General features: G+C 40.7%; 14 protein-coding genes. 9 read left to right on the top strand and 5 right to left on the bottom strand.

Annotated elements, in window-relative coordinates; all coding sequences use genetic code 11:
• Positions 1 to 13 precede the first annotated feature (13 nt).
• Positions 14 to 367 (top strand): hypothetical protein, encoded by a 354-nt coding sequence (locus tag H6G26_RS12885; RefSeq protein ID WP_190729637.1) that lies wholly within the window; start codon positions 14 to 16, stop codon positions 365 to 367.
• A 129-nt stretch (positions 368 to 496) separates the two neighbouring features.
• Positions 497 to 754, top strand: coding sequence for a YggT family protein (locus H6G26_RS12880; protein WP_190729636.1), 258 nt, complete (start codon positions 497 to 499; stop codon positions 752 to 754).
• A gap of 444 nt (positions 755 to 1,198) precedes the next feature.
• Here H6G26_RS12880 and H6G26_RS12875 read toward each other — a convergent pair whose 3' ends face one another.
• Entirely contained in the window at positions 1,199 to 2,581 is a 1,383-nt protein-coding gene (locus H6G26_RS12875) for a cytochrome P450 (RefSeq protein WP_190729667.1), read from the bottom strand.
• Positions 2,582 to 2,770: 189 nt separating this feature from the next.
• Here H6G26_RS12875 and H6G26_RS12870 point away from each other — a divergent pair, with 189 nt between their 5' ends.
• Both H6G26_RS12870 and H6G26_RS12865 read left to right on the top strand, forming a co-directional pair.
• Entirely contained in the window at positions 2,771 to 3,403 is a 633-nt protein-coding gene (locus H6G26_RS12870; RefSeq protein WP_190729635.1) for a ParA family protein, read from the top strand.
• A gap of 2 nt (positions 3,404 to 3,405) precedes the next feature.
• Positions 3,406 to 4,152, top strand: a complete 747-nt coding sequence (locus H6G26_RS12865; RefSeq protein ID WP_190729634.1) for a hypothetical protein — start codon at positions 3,406 to 3,408, stop codon at positions 4,150 to 4,152.
• Positions 4,153 to 4,949: 797 nt separating this feature from the next.
• Here the strand turns inward: H6G26_RS12865 and H6G26_RS12860 are convergent.
• The gene (locus H6G26_RS12860; protein ID WP_190729633.1) at positions 4,950 to 5,291 is read right to left on the bottom strand and encodes an acyltransferase family protein; all 342 of its coding nucleotides are present in this window, start codon (positions 5,289 to 5,291) and stop codon (positions 4,950 to 4,952) included.
• Positions 5,292 to 5,611: 320 nt separating this feature from the next.
• Positions 5,612 to 6,499, bottom strand: coding sequence for an alpha/beta hydrolase (locus H6G26_RS12855; RefSeq protein ID WP_190729632.1), 888 nt, complete (start codon positions 6,497 to 6,499; stop codon positions 5,612 to 5,614).
• Positions 6,500 to 6,768: 269 nt separating this feature from the next.
• Between H6G26_RS12855 and H6G26_RS12850 the strand changes: the two genes are divergently transcribed.
• The 5 genes from H6G26_RS12850 (at position 6,769) to H6G26_RS12830 (ending at position 11,960) form a co-directional block, all read left to right on the top strand.
• Positions 6,769 to 7,080, top strand: coding sequence for a BMC domain-containing protein (locus tag H6G26_RS12850; RefSeq protein WP_190729631.1), 312 nt, complete (start codon positions 6,769 to 6,771; stop codon positions 7,078 to 7,080).
• 82 nt (positions 7,081 to 7,162) lie between these two features.
• Positions 7,163 to 7,510, top strand: a complete 348-nt coding sequence (locus H6G26_RS12845; RefSeq protein ID WP_109011757.1) for a carbon dioxide-concentrating mechanism protein CcmK — start codon at positions 7,163 to 7,165, stop codon at positions 7,508 to 7,510.
• Positions 7,511 to 8,222: 712 nt separating this feature from the next.
• Complete coding sequence (locus H6G26_RS12840) at positions 8,223 to 9,410, top strand: HetZ-related protein 2 (protein ID WP_190729630.1); 1,188 nt, start codon at positions 8,223 to 8,225, stop codon at positions 9,408 to 9,410.
• Between the two features lie 432 nt (positions 9,411 to 9,842).
• The gene (locus tag H6G26_RS12835) at positions 9,843 to 11,078 is read left to right on the top strand and encodes a pilus assembly protein PilB (protein WP_190729629.1); all 1,236 of its coding nucleotides are present in this window, start codon (positions 9,843 to 9,845) and stop codon (positions 11,076 to 11,078) included.
• A gap of 198 nt (positions 11,079 to 11,276) precedes the next feature.
• Complete coding sequence (locus tag H6G26_RS12830; protein ID WP_190729628.1) at positions 11,277 to 11,960, top strand: Crp/Fnr family transcriptional regulator; 684 nt, start codon at positions 11,277 to 11,279, stop codon at positions 11,958 to 11,960.
• A gap of 277 nt (positions 11,961 to 12,237) precedes the next feature.
• Here the strand turns inward: H6G26_RS12830 and bcsA are convergent, their stop codons facing one another.
• Both bcsA and H6G26_RS12820 read right to left on the bottom strand, forming a co-directional pair.
• Positions 12,238 to 14,850 (bottom strand): UDP-forming cellulose synthase catalytic subunit, encoded by a 2,613-nt coding sequence (gene bcsA / locus H6G26_RS12825; protein WP_190729627.1) that lies wholly within the window; start codon positions 14,848 to 14,850, stop codon positions 12,238 to 12,240.
• Between the two features lie 57 nt (positions 14,851 to 14,907).
• Positions 14,908 to 17,250 (bottom strand): cellulose biosynthesis cyclic di-GMP-binding regulatory protein BcsB, encoded by a 2,343-nt coding sequence (locus H6G26_RS12820; RefSeq protein WP_190729626.1) that lies wholly within the window; start codon positions 17,248 to 17,250, stop codon positions 14,908 to 14,910.
• Positions 17,251 to 17,296 lie beyond the last annotated feature (46 nt).

Below are 17,296 nucleotides of genomic sequence, written 5' to 3'. Positions count from 1 at the left end.
AGGCGGTAAATATATGAGTCAGCGAGATGGTTTTGCCAGTGGTTTTTTAGCAGGGGCATTTGTTGGTGGCGTATTTGGCGGTGTCATAGGAGCAGTGATTGCTTCTCGACGCGATCTAGAGTTGCTAGCAGAGGAGGATACAGAACTGACGGATAGTCAAATCGAAGCGAAGAAAGTAGCAGCAAAGCGACGTCAGATGAAAGCCTCAGAAAGCGAGAGCATTGGCATAGAAACGGCTAGGCGATCGCTAGAAGATAAAATTGCCCAGCTAAATGCCACAATTGATGAAGTGCGAAAGCAACTGGGAAATGTTAATGGCGGTTCACCCCAAGCAAGCAATGATCGCTCCCTCACTAAAGACTCCTGAGGTATGTTCAGGCGTGGTGAAAATGTCAAGTGTGGTAAGTGCTAAATCCGCAAACACCATTACATGGACTAAATTAAAATTATTAAAGATAAGACCGCGTTTGACACTTAGTAGTAGGAAAAGCTATCGATGAGTTTACTGATTACGACACTAATTACTTTTGTCACCTTTTACAGCTATTTGCTAATTATCCGGGTTTTATTGACCTGGTTTCCGCAAATCAACTGGTATAATCAGCCATTTGCTGCTTTAGCCCAGATAACCGACCCTTATTTGAATCTATTCCGCTCAATTATTCCCCCATTAGGCGGTATGGATTTTTCTCCAATCTTAGCTTTCTTCGCGCTCAACTTAGCTGGTGGCTTTCTCAGAGCTATTCCTTTTTAACTAGTCTGTTATCTATTCGTACAGGGATTTTGATTAGTACCCCAATAAACAGTTTTGTAGAGACGCCAATTGGTAAAAGCGTCTCTACAATTTTTATGGGCTACGGTGTACAGACAAGTTAGAGGTTGTTTGAAAAGTGGTTGGCTGTGATTTTAGGCACTTATTGATCCCCCCTAACCCCCCTTTTTAAGGGGGGAACCGGAATCAGAGTCCCCCTTTTTAAGGGGGATTTAGGGGGATCTAAAACGTTTTGCTACCAAGATGAGGACTTTTCAAACATCCTTTTAAGCTGATGCGTGCCTAAATTGTATAGTCGTTAACTGTTAACGGTTATCAGTCATCAATCATCGGTCATCAGCCTTTATCTAAATGTTCAAGTTAAATGCGTAACACCTTCTCAGAATAAATTCTGAAGCGGTTGTTGAAAATGGTGCAAAATGTCAGCTAGACTAACACTGGTGTATTCGCACGCTTAACTTGAGGTGTAGCAACCATCCGCATTCCGGCCGGTGCGGCTATAGTTAACCCACGGCGCACAGGACGGACAGGACGCTTGTTCACTAGCGATAGTTGAAATTCTGACAAAATAGTTGCCAAGACGATTTTCATTTCATACTGGGCAAATGCTAACCCAATACAGCGACGATTACTGCCACCAAAGGGTAAATATTCGTATAGTGAATATTGTCGTTCTAAAAAGCGTTCTGGTTTAAACTGCTTGGATTGTGGGTAGATTTCTTCCCGATGATGCGCTAAATAAATGCTGGGGACTATTGCCGTTCCCTTTGGCAGTTCGTAACCCATAATTTTAATCGGAGCCTTCACAATCCGCACGAAAGCATTCATGGCAATTGGGTAAATTCGCAATGTTTCTTGGCACACTGCTGTCAAATAGGGCAATTTAGCCACACTACTCAAATCGGGGTTAACTCCAATGGTGTTGAGTTCCCGTAGTAACTTCTCATGCACCTCTGGAGAATGGTCAATCCAGTAAAAAGCCCATGTTAATGCAGAAGCGGTAGTTTCATGTCCCGCTACTAGCAGTGTCATTAACTCATCGTGTAATTCTTCATCTGACATCTCTTGGCCATCGTCGTAACGAGCAGCCATCATCAAACTTAGGATATCTTGGCGATTCTGATCAGATTCAGCCCGACGTTCTCGCAGCAGAGTATAAATAAGTTGATCAATTTTTTGCCGTTGTTGCAGAATCTGACCCCAGGGACTCCACGCACCAAAATCTTTTTGCATGAATCTGAAAAACAAGGTGCTGGACATTAGGGGCGAAGTAATGAAGTCTAGTAAGTCACTTAGCAATCGCCTAAGTTCCTCAAAAAGCTCTCCTTCATCCAAACCAAATACAACCCGTAAGATAACACGCAAGGTAATTTCTTGCATCGACTCGCGGATCTTAAAAGGTTTGCCAATTTGCCATTTATTACTCACCTGTCGGGTTATTGTTTGAATATCCTGACCATAAGCACGCATCCTTTCACCATGAAATGGAGGAGCTAGTAGTTGCCGTTGACGCTGGTGGCGATCGCCATCCGCTAACATAAAAGAGCGATCGCCAAGTAAAAATTTTAGTCCTATGTTCCCCCTACCAACCTCAAAATAGCTGGAATCAGCAGTAAAAATCTGCTCCAGCGCTTGGGGTTGACTAAAGTACACAATATGATTATCTTCACGACTACTCTTGATGGTAAAGGTGTCACCATAGATTTTGGCAAAATCATCCGCATATTTCAGTGGCTGATTAATAAATTTGATCATCCGTAGCCAGCGCGGCATTTGAGGCCCATCAGGCAGATTGTAAGTTGCTGTCATCAGAGTTTGGGGAATTAATGGCTTCTGAATTTTATTGTTACGAGTTTTCATGTTTTTGAGGGTCACATAAAGCGGTATATTCTTGTAATAGCAATTTGAAAAATGATTTCGACAAATGGAGCGCCTAAAGCGATTATCACTACCTTTTTCAAAATCTAAAATGGTATAAGGCCGCATCGGAAGCAAGCAGTGCCAAAAATCATCGCTATTCTCAACGGTAAAGGAGGAGTCGGTAAAACGACTACCGCAGTCAATCTGGCTGCAAACTTTGCGAAGAAAAAAAAGGTATTGCTGATTGACGCAGATATTCAAGGTTCTGCCAGTTGGTGGTTTGGGCGCAGTCAGCAGGGAATGGGATTTGATTTATCTCAAGAAACAGATCCCACACTTTTAGGTGATTTACAAAAGATAACAGGTTACGATTTAGTAGTAGTAGATACGCCTCCCGCGCTGCGCTCTGAAGCATTAGTGGCGGTAGTTGCGATCGCAGATTATCTAGTTTTGCCTACACCCCCAGCCGCAATGGATTTAGCTATCCTCGTGGAAACAGTTAAGGAAGCCGTCATTCCCGTGGGAACTCCCCATCGGGTACTGCTTACCAAAGTTGATACGCGCAGTATGGGGGAAGCGCTAGAAGCAAAAAACACTCTGACTCGATTAGGTATTCCTGCTTGTAATACCTTTATCCGTGCTTATAAGGCTCATGAACGAGCGGCACTTGAGGGTGTAGCGATTAGTCAATGGCGAGGAAGTAATGCACGGGAGGCGGAGTTAGACTACCGCCGTGCAGCTGATGAATTACAGCGTGATTGGAGAAAATAATAATGGCTAGGAAACAAAGTCTCTCTGACTTACTACAAGAAGAGGCGCAAAAATTTACACCCCCAGAAGGCGAATCTGCTATTGAAATTACAGCAGAAGAAATTGCCGAACAACAGGCTTCATCTGATGATGAATCCTCAGCGCAAACACCTGAACCAAATTCTACTAAACGCACAACCCCAACTAAGGCTGAATTAGAAGTAATTGTTAAAGAGTTGACAACTAATTTAGAAGAAAGCCATAAAAAGGAAGCATCTTTAGAGCAGGAAATTGCTGATTTGCAATCAAAGTTATCTAGACAAAAAACATTAGTATCTGAACAAAAATCATTAGCGCAACAAGTAGCAAAAGAACTTGACGAAACAAAAAAAACAGCACTGCAACTAGCAGAAGCTAATTCCAAGCTTATAGAAGAAATTAATGCTTTAAAACAAACAGCAGAAGATAATTCTAAACTTGCTGTAGCTCTAAAAGAAACTAGTGCTATAAAACCCGTAAAAGAACACTACAACCCATATAACTACAAAAAATCACATCTTTCATCAGAAAGACTAGCTCAAAATCAACCAGATGAGTATGCTGGTAGTGTTGTAAAAGAAACTAGTGCTATAAAACCAGTAAAAGACCACTACAATCCACTTAACTACAAAAAATCACATCGGTCATCGCAAGCACTAGCTCAAAATCAACCACAAAATCAACCAAATGAGTATCCTGAGACTTCTAATGAGATGTGGTTACTTGACTAGTACAGCTTGGTGCAAATCCAGCTACGATTAACCAGACAAGGGGATTTTACCCCTTGTCAAAGTTAGACAAACTTCTGCCACAATATACTAGACTCAGTCAATCAGATAAAGCCTACTTTCTAAGTGATAAACTGCTTTAAAGAAGTTAACCTCAATAAATAAATTGAAAAAATAGTAAAAAATACAACAAAAAATCCTTCAATTATAAATATTTTACTCAAAGGAGTTCCAAAAAGTCCTGTATTTATGCCAATTTGATAATGTTTAACTAGCAAGAAGAATAAGTATTGCCAATATTTATGTAATGAAAATAAACCAAGAGAGTATTTAGATAATTTTTGTACTAGTAAATTCTCATTTATTTCTTTTCGAGAATAAACATAACAGAAAATAGTTATGGCTCCAAAAATAATGGCAATTCTTCCATAAATGCTTGAGTAATACCCAGCTGTACGTAAATAAATGTCATGGAACGAAAACAATATAAATGCAATTAGGTAATAAAATTTCAAATTTAACAATTTTTCAGGAAATTTAACTAAGTAAAAAGCTATGGGAATGTAAATAACGAAATTTATTAGCCAATGATAAGGAATGCTCAAATTTAGTAAGCAACAGGTTTCAAAATAAAATAAACAAAATATTATTACTGTACAAGATACAATTCTTTTTAAAGAATCTGATTTTATGAGTTCATATAAAAAGGCTAAAATTGTCAAGCAAATTAGATTAAATAAAAAATAGAAAACTGAATCACCAACAATTGGCAAGCTTGGTTCTAAACCTATAATAATTTGTCATAAAAAACTAGGGAATTCTCTCGTAGCTATAATAAAAAATACATTTTGAACAATTACCCAAAATAAATAAATTTTAATTAGCTTAGTAATTCTTTTTTTTAAGTATTTTACACCAGATGATTTTTGAAAAAATAATAAAAGAGAAACAATATAAAATATTGGAACGGCTGTTAAAGATAATTGCAGTTCCAAATCCCTCAAAATATTAGCAATAACAAATACAATAATATCGGTAGAATCATTTATAAGAAATTGAAACGGTCGTAAATGCCAGATAAAAACAAAAGCAATGCTTAATGCTTTTAAGGTATCCAAGCTATTATTTCTCTCTATTCTCATAGCTTCTCTATAAACTGATTTTCTAGTAAATTTTTAAATCTACTCTAATGAACTCCTGTCTGTTTGAAAGACAGGTTTGCGATCGCTCTAGCTACAGAGTTCCCTAAAATTATGTGAGAGTAACACTATTAAAGAGAAAAATAGTAGCTTTGACAGAAACCATTAGCAATAAATCAAAAACTTTACAGTTCAGCGTTACAGGAGAATTATTGATATTTATGCTACTTTGATACGTAGGGGTTGCTGTTTCAACACGTTCTCTCTAAATGTACCTAATCAGTTGCAATAGATGCATCAGGTTTCTTGGGTTTGAACTACAATCAAACTCGGAAATCTAAAATATGCTGCGCGGTAATTTGTGGTTGTTCCAGGTGTGGAAGATGGCCACAATCCGGAATCCAGAGGAGTTTACTCTGTGTAATTGCTCTTTTAAACCTCATGGCATCCCTAATACCCAAAATTTTATCGGAGTCGCCCCATAAAATTAGCGTTTGTTGTCTAATTTGTGATACTTTCTTAAATCTAAAAGCACTGTAACCACCACTTTTAGTGAAAGTAATCAATGCTTGATTCCAACTGGGCATTTGTAGGTGTAATGCTCCACAACATAGCGCATCGACAGAGGCAAGACTTTGATTTTTATATCCAATGCGGGAAACGCGATCGCGCACTTTCAGATTGCTCAAAAATTGAGTTGCTAAATAATCCAACGGGGGAAACATTAATTTACTTAATGGTGAACCACCCGCCAAGCCCGCACTGTCAATTAACACCAGCTTTTTTACAACTTCCGGGTAAGTCAGCGCCAAATCAATTGCAGTCGCACCCCCCATCGAAGCGCCCACCAAAATTACAGGTTGGTTAATCAGACTTTTCCAGAAATAATAAAGATGGGTTTTAATCGCAGTTGGGCTATAGGGAATTCCTGAGAGTCTATCTGTAAAGCCAAAACCCAACAAATCCACTGCCCACGTTTCATTATCTCCAGAAAGCAGTGGCAAAAGCCGCCGAAATTCTAATACAGAACTGTCAAAACCGTGAATTAATAAAATAGGAGTTCCACCACTCCCTTGCTTGACATAGGTTGTGGTAACTGGTTGATTAATTAAAGGAGTGGCGATCGCAGCAGTTTGAATACTTTGAGCTAGTGCGATCGAGGCAGATTCTGTCAGTTGCCCAACTGCTTTAGGAAGAAAATTCGGAAACATAAATTTCAGTTTATCGTACCAGCTTGCTTCTATACATCGCTGATTTTGTAAACAACAAAATTATACAAACTAACACGCTGAGGTATTATTTGTAATATATAAAACAGAGACTAGCGGCTATCAAAACATTCTAACTCCCCATTCCCCACTCCCGATTCCCCACTCCCCCAATAATTAGGGCATCAAAGAAAGTTTACCAAAATGTCAAAATTGGGACTAAAGCCACGTACAATTAATATCGCTTATCCCTTAATCCAGGAGCTAATGCCATGCCAATGGCCGTTGGCGTAATTGAAACTTTAGGTTTTCCTAGTGTCTTAGCAGCAGCAGATGCAATGGTCAAAGCTGCCGCAGTCACAATTGTGTATTATGGTCAAGCGGAAAGCGCTCGTTTGTTAGTCGCTGTCCGGGGACATGTTTCTGAAGTAAATAGAGCTGTTGAAGCTGGAATCGCTGCTGGAGAGCAAGTGAAGGTTGGTACAGTAATCACTCATTACATCGTTCCCAATCCTCCGGAAAATGTGGAAACCATATTACCAATCCATTTCACTGAAGAATCAGAACCTTTCCGCATGTTCTAAGCAATTTTGCTATCAAAATCTGTAGCGAAGCTTCGTACAATTAATTTGTAGCCCCCACGTTTATTCATACAGGAGATTAATAATGTCATTACAGGCAGTTGGAGCACTTGAAACGAAAGGTTTCCCTGCGGTGCTAGCAGCAGCAGATGCTATGGTAAAAGCTGGTCGAGTTACCCTCGTTGGTTATATCAGAGTAGGTAGCGCTCGGTTTACAGTTAATATTCGTGGCGATGTTTCTGAAGTAAAAGCCGCTATGGCTGCTGGCGTTGAAGCCGCAGAAAATGTTTATGGCGGTACATTAGAATCTTGGGTGATTATTCCTCGTCCCCATGAAAACGTTGAAGCTGTTCTACCAATTGCTTATACAGAACAAGTCCAAGGGTATCGAGAATCTGTAGAAAATCCCATTGTGAGATCAAACAGTCGATAGATTCAACCTGCTGCGGGGGAATTCAAAACAAAAAATTACCATAAATGAATTTAAAGAAAAGTTTCTTGTCAGACTTCTGACTATCAAAACTTTAGACGATTGCATTCTTTCTGTTTTTAGATTTTGCAGAAGTTAAATTTTGAAGCAGAGGGAAAGCAATAGTCAAAGTCAATAGTCAAAATCAATATTGACTGTTGACTATTCATTTTTGGGAATATAAAACTTTTAAAATAACTTGCCAATATTTAGAAACACATTTGTGCGTAAAGCTAGTTTAAAAAGAATAAATTTACTTATCAGTCCCTACTAACCGAAAGAGCGATTTCTACGTATATACGCTTAATAGACTTAAAAATATATTATTAAATTTAACTTAAGCTCATCCTACCCTAAAAACGGGATGGGATAACACAAAAGACTGTTAACCGTCAACCGTCAACGGGGTCGGTGCGTCTCTCATCCCATCTTTAAAAAGAGTGGATTTTCCCAACGCTTTTTTATAACTTTACAAAAAGTATAAATTACAAAAATCGCCTTGAAAACTTCATAGGTATGGGTTTTGGGCATTTGGAAATTGTAAGCAAAACATAAATATAAAAATTTCTGCATAAATCTAGTGAATTAAGACGTAATTAAAGTGGAATCACTGAGTTATTTTCATGAAACTCATGAAATCCTGGCAAGTTGCCAATTAAACAATTAGGTGGGACGAATGGGGGTTGTGATGCAAACTTCAAAATTGAGTTTCGAGGAGCGCAATCTCACTATGACAAGGGATGTGGAACAACTGGCTTTAGATTGGCGAAAGCGCTTGGCTGCGGAATGCCCAGACCAAAATGAAGCTGCTAGGCAAAGTATTATTCTCTGGCTATTGGGATCTGACTCAAAACGCTTTGATCTGTTTAATCCGAAGGAACTCGATATCGCCAAGCAAGCAATGGAATATCGCTGGAGAATTTTACGTCAACGCTATTTGGGGCTAGGGCGAGAACGTGCTTATCGGAACTTGATAACGCGATTGGGGAGTTTAGTCACATTGCGGAATAAAATTCAGACTTGGGTTGCCCTAAGCCGCGATCGCCAGCGCAGCGTCATGGATGTGTTGCAAGAGGTACTTCAAGAATTACTGCAAAGCGATAGCCAGATGCAACAGCAAATGGCTGATATTGCCAAATATACAACCGATAGACGATTGGGGGATGCTCTGCTATTTGCCAGTGTGGAAGAATATTGTCTACGACCAGTACGCAATCAACCCTTATTAGCTTATCGATTTGTAAACTACTTGCGTCGCACTCAACGCGGTGGCTTAACCCAAGTACCGGGGCGTGACTTAATTCGACTGGTGTCGGAAGAAGTTCTCACAGACGACAGTGATAATCGAGTTAATTTAGTAGATACTCAGGCGATCGCAGAATATCAAGAAACACAACAGCTAGAAGAACAACAAACACTGCGTCAGTCAGTACAAAAAGAATTTGAAAATTATTTGCAAGAAAATCTAGGGACAGATGCAGTAGAGTGGCTACGACTGTATTTGCAAGGTAAATCCCAGGAAGAAATCGCCCAGAGATTAAATAAGCAGACTAAAGAAGTATACCGTCTACGAGAAAAAATTAGTTACCACGCTGTGCGTGTTTTTGCCCTCAAAGGTAAACCAGAACTAGTAGATAGCTGGCTCTCAATTTCCTTGCAAGAACATAACTTGGGTTTAACTCAAAACCAATGGCAGCAACTTGATGAAAAATTGACTCCTCTGGGGCGGCAGATTCTAGATTTGCGGAGAGCGGATAACTCAATAGAAGCAATAGCCCAACAATTAAAACTCAAAACCCATCAAGTGCTAGGTGAATGGACAAAAATTTATCTTGTAGCCCAAGCTTTAAGAACCCAGGAGTAGCTTGTGAGGCATTTAGTTGCTCAAGGCAGTGTATCAAAGTAGGAGATGGGGAGCAGGGAACAATTCATAGCAAGTTCCTTCTCTTTGTCTTTTCATCTCCTCGTATCTTAGTAACTAGAGTAAAACTTCAGAAAACAGAAGAAACTTACCCTTAAAAGCATGGGATTGATCTTGGAGGTCTTGTGTCTCATGCTACGTATCTCAATATATTTTTTATACTATTACGCTTTATATCCACAACTAAAGTTTTGATTAATACTTCCAGCCTTGTGCCCTCTGCCTTTTCCAAATCTACATCTGAAATTAATCTCTACTTACGTCTACTTAAGTAGATATAATTTAAATTTTAACAATCTAACAAAGTATCTTTATTAACTACCTACTAAATTAAAGGCAAAATATTATATAAGTAAACACTAAGCAATCAAACCTATGTTGTCTTCAAAAGGTGAACTAAATGATACCGCAGCAAATGGACAGCAAATGCTAACTGCCATTCAAACTAAGTGGGAGGAAGGAGGGGAACGCGCGCAAATATTCCACCTGATTGATAGTCTTCTATCCTTTGAAGCTTGTCTCTACCACCAAATTTTGCCTTTTGGATTAGAAGAAAAAAACCTCTTGCTAGGTATGGTTCATCCACAAGATAGCGAGGCGCTAGATTATGTAGGTCGCATTTTATCTTATATCAATTGCACAATGGTTATTGAGGCGATCGCAGCCGATGCTCACCGCAGAATACTGTCAGCCTACCTCAACCATAAGAATACATCCCAGCTAGATGTAAAACTTGTGCATCAGCCAACGCCAGATTTTTCCCCAACAAATAGTGCAGCTAGCATTGCTGACAAACCTATTTTCTCCATAGATGCCGACTCTGAGTCAAATCAGCAACCAATATTGATGGTCTTTGAAACACAAAAGCGTCAACATTCTGGGCAGCGAGTAGACTTGCCTCCTATCCCAGAGTTAGATAAATCATCTCAAACTATGAGGAGTCAAGAGCCGGAAACATCCGTTGCAGCACCACAAAATAATTTACCTATTTTGCCCACGCAAGTTCCCGAACTATTTAATCCTATTGAGGTACTACCAACACTAGCACCTAAGAAATTATTAGAAGAATTGCTAGGGCGAATTCTGGCTGGGGGAATTGGTCGGCTGTACTTAGAAAGACAAGCTTATGAAGGCAGGATACTGTGGAGTGACAATGGAGTTTTGCAGTCTATCTTAGACAAACTGCCGCTTTCTGTTTTCCAAGGAGTACTTAATGAATTAAAGCGGTTTGCTTCCTTGCCTGTTACCACACTTGTAGAACCAAAACAGGTAGAGAAGGAATACGTATATCAAGAAAACCGCTTGTTATTACGCTTGCGAGTCATACCGGGAATTTACGGTGAAGAGGCAACACTCCAAGTCTTGCGAGGAGCAGCATTAAAGTTCTATCAACAACAACAATTGACGCGTCTAGGCCACGATGCCCTAGTAATTTCTCAGCAACTAAGCTTCAAGTTACATGAGCTACAACAACGGTTTTTTATGAATCCTAAACTCGACTCTCAGCAATTAGAGGCTTTAGTTGCTCTGAATCAACTAGTAGAAAATTTAGACCAACAAATCCAAATACTGGCAGTGAAAAGTGCCTACCCAACAAACCTTAAATCATAATTCTGTAAGTGAAATCGCTGATTCCAATTTTATACAGAATTGTTATGTTGTAATCGAACTCTAGACCGATTAACCTGAGAGTTCAACTCAAATAGGTACAGATTTTGCTGCCGTATTCTAAATAAGATTACGGTTTAAACAAATTTATAATGACAAAGTTAGTTTCCTGCTCTTGAATCCATTTTTTATAAATATTTCATGCAGACTGAGGTTTTTAGTGAACTTTTCCCCTTAATGAGTACAGCCACCCCACAGACTTTGGAATGGCTGCTCAACGTTGCAGTTAAACATGAATACCCATCTGGGCGAGCCGTTGTGATGGAAGATGCCTGGGGTAACGCCGTTTACTTCCTTGTTTCTGGTTGGGTTAAAGTCCGGCGTACCGTCGCGGAAGATTCAGTAGCTCTGGCAATTTTTGGTCGGGGCGATTTCTTTGGAGAAATGGCAATTTTGGATGAATCTCCACGCTCAACCGATGTCATTGCCCTTTCGTCCGTGAATTTGCTGAGTATATCCAGAGAGCGTTTTATTCAAATATTGTTCAAAGACCCGCAGTTACATCACCGGATGTTACAACTTATGGTGCGGCGATTGCGGCAAATTAACTTACGCTTACAAATGCGGTCTTCACCACCAGCAGTCAAACTCGCCCATACCCTTGTCACTTTAGGCGAAAGCTATGGTCAAGAATCGAATTTTGGAAAGGAAATTTTTAACATTCCCTTCAAAGACTTGGCAGAGGTAACAGAAATTGGTGTTGAAGAAACTACCAAAATTATGGAAAAGCTGCATGAGAAAGGGTGGATCAAAATTGACAGCGCCAACAACATTATTTATCTCGTAAACTTCAAACAGTTGACAAACTTGGCTGGCAAAGTGTGATTACTAAAGGTTTTTAATTGAATCATTTTATTCAATAAACTACTCTTTAATCTCTTAACTCTGTGTTATCTGTACCTTTGTGGTTAAATAAAAGCCTTTTTAACCGCGCAGACGCAGAGGACAGAGAGAGAAAAAAAGAGATTTTATTAGTCACCTTGAAAGGGCTAGCCCTAAACTGTATTGAATTGACTTTTGCAATTTAAAACACTCCCAAGCGCAAGCAACATCTAAACTAAAATGAAGCTTGCGCTAGTCAAAATCTAGTCAAGTATTTCTGCTACAGAACCTCCAACAGTTGTTTAATTTTGGTGTCTTGGCGTTCTTTGAATTTTTCTGGAAAATTTAACTCAAGCGCAATTTTGCCATTTGCCTGTTCTTCTACTGCATAAATTTCGGCAACAAATCGATTAGATGAGAGATTATCCTCATCCTCATTTAACAGTAAACCAACTAATGGTTTAACAGTTCGCATCGTGTGCAAATCCTGTTGTCCTAACATTTTGTGAGAAGACACGGCTTTTGTATCCTCTATTTCCAAGCGCAAACCCGTTGTTCCTAACTCTGTAGCTACTGCAAAAAAGAAGTTACCATCCCAGTAGAGTCGGCTATGGCTATTTACCTGCTTGCGTACCTTTTTACGGCTAGTTTGTTTTACGTCACGCAAGGCACGAGTCAGACTGGTGGCTAAAAATCCCAGGGAAGCGAAGGGTCGGTCTACATAATGGCCTTTCTGAGAATACCACTCTCGGACATCAGAATATAAAACTAGAGTTAAAGCATCGCGTTGAGCATTGTTGAGCTTCACAAAATCAACAGCCAAAAGCGTTTCTGTATCATTAATAGGAGAAACTCGGACAATCTGCGCTGTCAAAGAGGCACTAGCAGTATAATCTCCCATCACCTCAACCTCTACTTCATCCAGTAAATTGGGCCAAGTTTCCAAAGAAATTAATGCCCCAGTTTCTGAAATATTTATCGTTTTGCCCATGATTGTTTGACCGTTACTGGTAATTAAGATGGGGAGGCGACGCTTTAAACGGTGGGCAGTACGTACTTGTGGTTGTTCAAAGCCAACCAGCAAAGCAGCTGTCAGCAAAACCAGATTAAAAACAGACCACATGGTGTTGACTAAGACCGCTTGCCAATCTTCAGGATGTAGCAGCAGCCAATAGGGAACAGCTAGCAAGGAAGAGACTACAAGTGCTGTCACCACCAAAAGACCACGCATTGATTCCCAATCAAAGGTACGTTTGGTTATAGACGTTCCTTTGTCGGTAACGTTAAATGAACCCAGCTTGGGATTAAACAGCGCCAACATCGTCACCCATCCAGCCTGGAAAGCCATCGCAAATTCAAAAATTTCATTCCAGAAGGAGAAACGAACGTTTTTGTAAATGATGTAGTTAGTAAAAAGAGAGAGGAGAATATGGGGTAAGGCGTAGGCTAGAGTTTCTAAACCCAAACCTTGGACAGAGTTAACGCCAAATAATAAAAATAGTGTGGGAGCGATCGCATATATTAGTCGAGGATAGCCATACAAAAAGTGCGAAGTCGCACTAAAGTAACAAATCCGTTGTGCAAATGTCAGGTTCAGCTTCGGATTAAAAATTGGGTTTTCTAATCGCAGAATCTGCGCCATCCCCCTTGCCCAACGCACTTGTTGTCCCACGTAAGAAGAAAACGTTTCTGGCGCTAAACCAGCCACCATAATTTTGTCGTAGTATACAGACTTGTAACCCAGCGAATGCAATCGCAAGGCAGTGTGACAATCTTCCGTCACCGTTTCCACCGCAATTCCCCCAACTTCTAAAGCGTGGGATTTGCGAATTAATGCTGCGGAACCGCAGAAAAAGGCGGCATTCCAAAAATCGTTACCTTTTTGCAGCACCTTATAAAACAGTTCATTGCCTGCGGGGATTCTACCTTTAGTGACCAAATTACGCTCGAAGGGATCGGGATTATAGAACCAGTGGGGAGTTTGGACAAACGATACTTTGGGATCGAAGAAAAAACCCATTGTATGCAAGAGAATTTGCCGCGATGGAATGTGGTCACAGTCCAAAATCAACACTAAATCGCCATCAGTTTTGTAAAAAGCGGTATTGATATTACCAGCCTTAGCGTGGTCGTTATTGTCCCGCGTCATGTGTATACAGCCTAGTTCTTGGCACATTTGCCGTAGCTGTTCCCGTCTTTTGCTAAACTGTTCTCGGCGTGGGTCGTTCTCTTTATACTTTTCTGGACGACCATCATCAAGAACATAAACCTTTTTTTTATCAGGAGCATAATCACAGGCTAAGGCTGCCACAGCCGTCTTGCGAACAATCTCCACGTCTTCGTTGTAAGTAGGGATGTAGATATCAACTTTGAACCATTCCTCAACCGGAATGTTTGTGAGATTAACTGGTTGGCGTTCTTGAATTTTCAAGGTTTGGAAGTATGCCAATACCAAGGTAAGGATGGCATAAAGTTCGGCGGCGAATAAGAATACGCAAGCGATGCTGTTGAGCCAACCATCAAAGTTGAGGGTATAGCTGGTGCGGTAGTATAAATAACGTAGCGTTGTTACCATACTCAGCCACAGCATAAACAGGTGATAATAATGGCTGATTTCTGAAGAAGACTCTTGAAACTCTGCGTGTATAAGTAGTTGACCGAGTAGTACGAGAAACACTGCTACTAATCCCTGCTGCCAAACTTCTATCGGGGTAACAATCAGTGGCACTGAGAGCAACAACAGCAGTAGGATAAACCACTTAAACTGTTTTACACCCACCCTTTGAAGAGTGCGATCAAAAAATCGGGGGGTAATATCAATCAACCAATTGCTCAATTTTAAGCCCTGGCGATCGCGTGATTTCCGGGGCGATGTAGGTGGGGAAGAAGTCATTTTGGATCTAAATTTTGAAATTTAAATTTAAAATTGGCGATACCTAACCGAAAGTGTCTACTTTTTGTCAGCACTCAAGCGCTTGATATACAACTGAAGAATCCCGTAAAGAACCAGAGACACGGTGAAAATGCCTATAGGTAGCAATAGCCAATTTTCTTGTAAAAAGCGTGATGCCTTACTGAGAAGAGTGGTATTTTCCCAACGACGAGTACTTGGGGCGCTTTGGAAAAACTGTAGTTGATAGGCATCAGCATCGTAGGAAACCAGGTCTTTTTGATCGCTACTAATTAGCACCGTATCCTTTTTGAGTTGGAAGAACCACGGATCTTGATTGAGGACTTGCCGCACTCGCTCTAAACCAGTTTCGGTTTGAGATGTTAAAGCTAGAACGACGCGATCGCTGTTCCAAGGAGAGATAATTTGCTTAATCATGCCTTGTGTATCCTGTGGCGTCTGAACCACAGCATTGGTAGAGGAGCGGGAAAATGCCTGACTCAAGTTAAAGCCAGTGGAATTAAATACTTCAGGGAAAGGAAAGTCTTCTCGCGTTCCAATTCCTACCAAATGGTCATTTTTGCGGGCTTTTGTTGGTAAAGCATCCGGTGTATAAACATTTAGTTTGACCGCATCTGCTTGACTGAGCCTTCCTAAGCGTTCGCTAAAAGCTAACAAGGTCAACACATCTGTTTTCGAGGGGGTTTGTGGTACAATGATCGCTGTCTGGGACAAATCCTGTGGTGCAGCAAAGGGGAAACCGAATTTCAGCAGGTTCAAATCTGGTAGTTGTGTAGAGATTTCTCGCTTCAGGTCGAAGCTAGTATCAGAATGCACCGTACCTGTTAGTTGTTGATCTGGTGGCTGAAGACAGTTCTGTTTATCAAACGGTTCTCTAGGATTCATCCGCAAGAAAACTTGCAGTTTCGAGTTGGGTTTGATCAAGTTTTCCGGCAAATTGACTTTCAGGTTTTTGCGAGTTTCTCCCGACTCAGAATCAAGACGTGCCCCACCAATGAAAACTCCATCCAGTAAAACTTCGATCGCAGAAGTTCGCGGATTAACCTGCGGTCCATAGCTGTACACCAGATTCATGGAACTACCCCGAACAAACCGATCATCTGGTAAAGCGCGAAAATCAATTTCAATTGGTGGCGCTCCGATCCCACGCACAGTTACATCACTAAACGGCTCACCATTGACCTGGGTTTTGATATCGCCCAGTTTAAAAGAATTTTGTTCTGGCAAATAACGAGGCCATTGGCGGAGTCCTGGTGTCGAACCTTCCTTGAGAGTACTGACAAAAACCACCTGACCAGTCCCCATTTTCCGCAAGTCTGGCTGTGATAAAAATTGGGTTGCTTTTTCCACGGCTTTTGCACTGTTACCAGTAGCAATTAAAACTGGAACCCCGCTCTTTTCAGCTTTAGTTATAATCAATACCCCTGTTTCATCTGGTACGGGGTTGTTATCACGATCGAGAATTTGATTGCTGACGACTTTCAGGGGCAAATTCTTCCAAGTATTTAAGGTTGGTTGTTCGTTGGGAGTACCAATGATGACCAAGCGATCGCTTGCCTTCAGGTTTGCGACATCAGACACTAAGCTAGTTTGAATCGGGCGAAAATCTGCGATTCTCCCCAATGCGGCTTGTAAGCGAGCTGCTGCTGTCAGCCAGGATTGATCAACTTGGCTCGGTTGCAAGTAAGCAATTTGGTTAGTTTCTAAGCCGAGTTCGTCAAAGAAAGGATAAGGATAGCGGCTGAAATTCAGGGGAATCGGTTGCCGTTCATAGTTCAAGATTAATTTGGAATCTGGTAGAATCTCTGTCCACAAGTCGGGGCTACTAAGGTCACTACATTCGATGGTGTTATTCTGCTGTGCCACCAAAATGAGTTCGTTATAGTCTTGCAGCAGCTTTGGTGGGATATTGAACAGTACTTGACCTACTTGGGACTCTTTGCGATTAAGGGGTACGCTACCAACACTCGTGCCATTGACTAGCACGGTCAGGTTAGAGCGATTGGCATATAGTGCTGGCGAATGTTGAAAACGGATTAAAGCTTGTACCTTACCCCGATCTAGTTTCCAGCCACGAGGACGGGTAAAGGCAAGACGACCTTCTGAGTAAACGCCGCGCAAGCGCATCCGGTTGCCCACAATCGGACTACGATTAAATTCTAGGGTGTAAGTTGATAGGTTCTTGGCATTAGCAGCTTCTAAGTTTGCTTTACTATTATTTCCTGATGTCGTTGCTTGAGCTAACAAAGTTACTTGCTGTTGCAGATCGCTTTTGGTTTGAGCTTGAGCGCTCAATAATGAACTAGGGAACAAAAAAAAGCAAGAAGTAGTAACAATAATTGCTTTTTTATTAATTTGGGAAAGATGAAACAATTGCTTCATAATAGAGTGTGATTTTAGTGTTAATTTACTCAAAGTTTTTACGTAA

This window comes from Nostoc sp. FACHB-888 (assembly GCF_014696655.1).
Taxonomy (GTDB): domain Bacteria; phylum Cyanobacteriota; class Cyanobacteriia; order Cyanobacteriales; family Nostocaceae; genus Nostoc.
The sequence above is the reverse complement of the archived record's forward strand: the minus strand, read 5'-3'. Positions and strand labels throughout refer to the sequence as shown.

Bases quoted from the DNA above. Each gene is read 5' to 3' on its own strand.
- H6G26_RS12885 (WP_190729637.1), top strand. From the start codon at position 14: ATGAGTCAGCGAGATGGTTTTGCCAGTGGTTTTTTAGCAGGGGCATTT.
- H6G26_RS12880 (WP_190729636.1), top strand. From the start codon at position 497: ATGAGTTTACTGATTACGACACTAATTACTTTTGTCACCTTTTACAGC.
- H6G26_RS12875 (WP_190729667.1), bottom strand. From the start codon at position 2,581: ATGACAGCAACTTACAATCTGCCTGATGGGCCTCAAATGCCGCGCTGG.
- H6G26_RS12865 (WP_190729634.1), top strand. From the start codon at position 3,406: ATGGCTAGGAAACAAAGTCTCTCTGACTTACTACAAGAAGAGGCGCAA.
- H6G26_RS12860 (WP_190729633.1), bottom strand. From the start codon at position 5,291: ATGAGAATAGAGAGAAATAATAGCTTGGATACCTTAAAAGCATTAAGC.
- H6G26_RS12855 (WP_190729632.1), bottom strand. From the start codon at position 6,499: ATGTTTCCGAATTTTCTTCCTAAAGCAGTTGGGCAACTGACAGAATCT.
- H6G26_RS12850 (WP_190729631.1), top strand. From the start codon at position 6,769: ATGCCAATGGCCGTTGGCGTAATTGAAACTTTAGGTTTTCCTAGTGTC.
- H6G26_RS12845 (WP_109011757.1), top strand. From the start codon at position 7,163: ATGTCATTACAGGCAGTTGGAGCACTTGAAACGAAAGGTTTCCCTGCG.
- H6G26_RS12840 (WP_190729630.1), top strand. From the start codon at position 8,223: ATGGGGGTTGTGATGCAAACTTCAAAATTGAGTTTCGAGGAGCGCAAT.
- H6G26_RS12835 (WP_190729629.1), top strand. From the start codon at position 9,843: ATGTTGTCTTCAAAAGGTGAACTAAATGATACCGCAGCAAATGGACAG.
- H6G26_RS12830 (WP_190729628.1), top strand. From the start codon at position 11,277: ATGCAGACTGAGGTTTTTAGTGAACTTTTCCCCTTAATGAGTACAGCC.
- bcsA (WP_190729627.1), bottom strand. From the start codon at position 14,850: ATGACTTCTTCCCCACCTACATCGCCCCGGAAATCACGCGATCGCCAG.
- H6G26_RS12820 (WP_190729626.1), bottom strand. From the start codon at position 17,250: ATGAAGCAATTGTTTCATCTTTCCCAAATTAATAAAAAAGCAATTATT.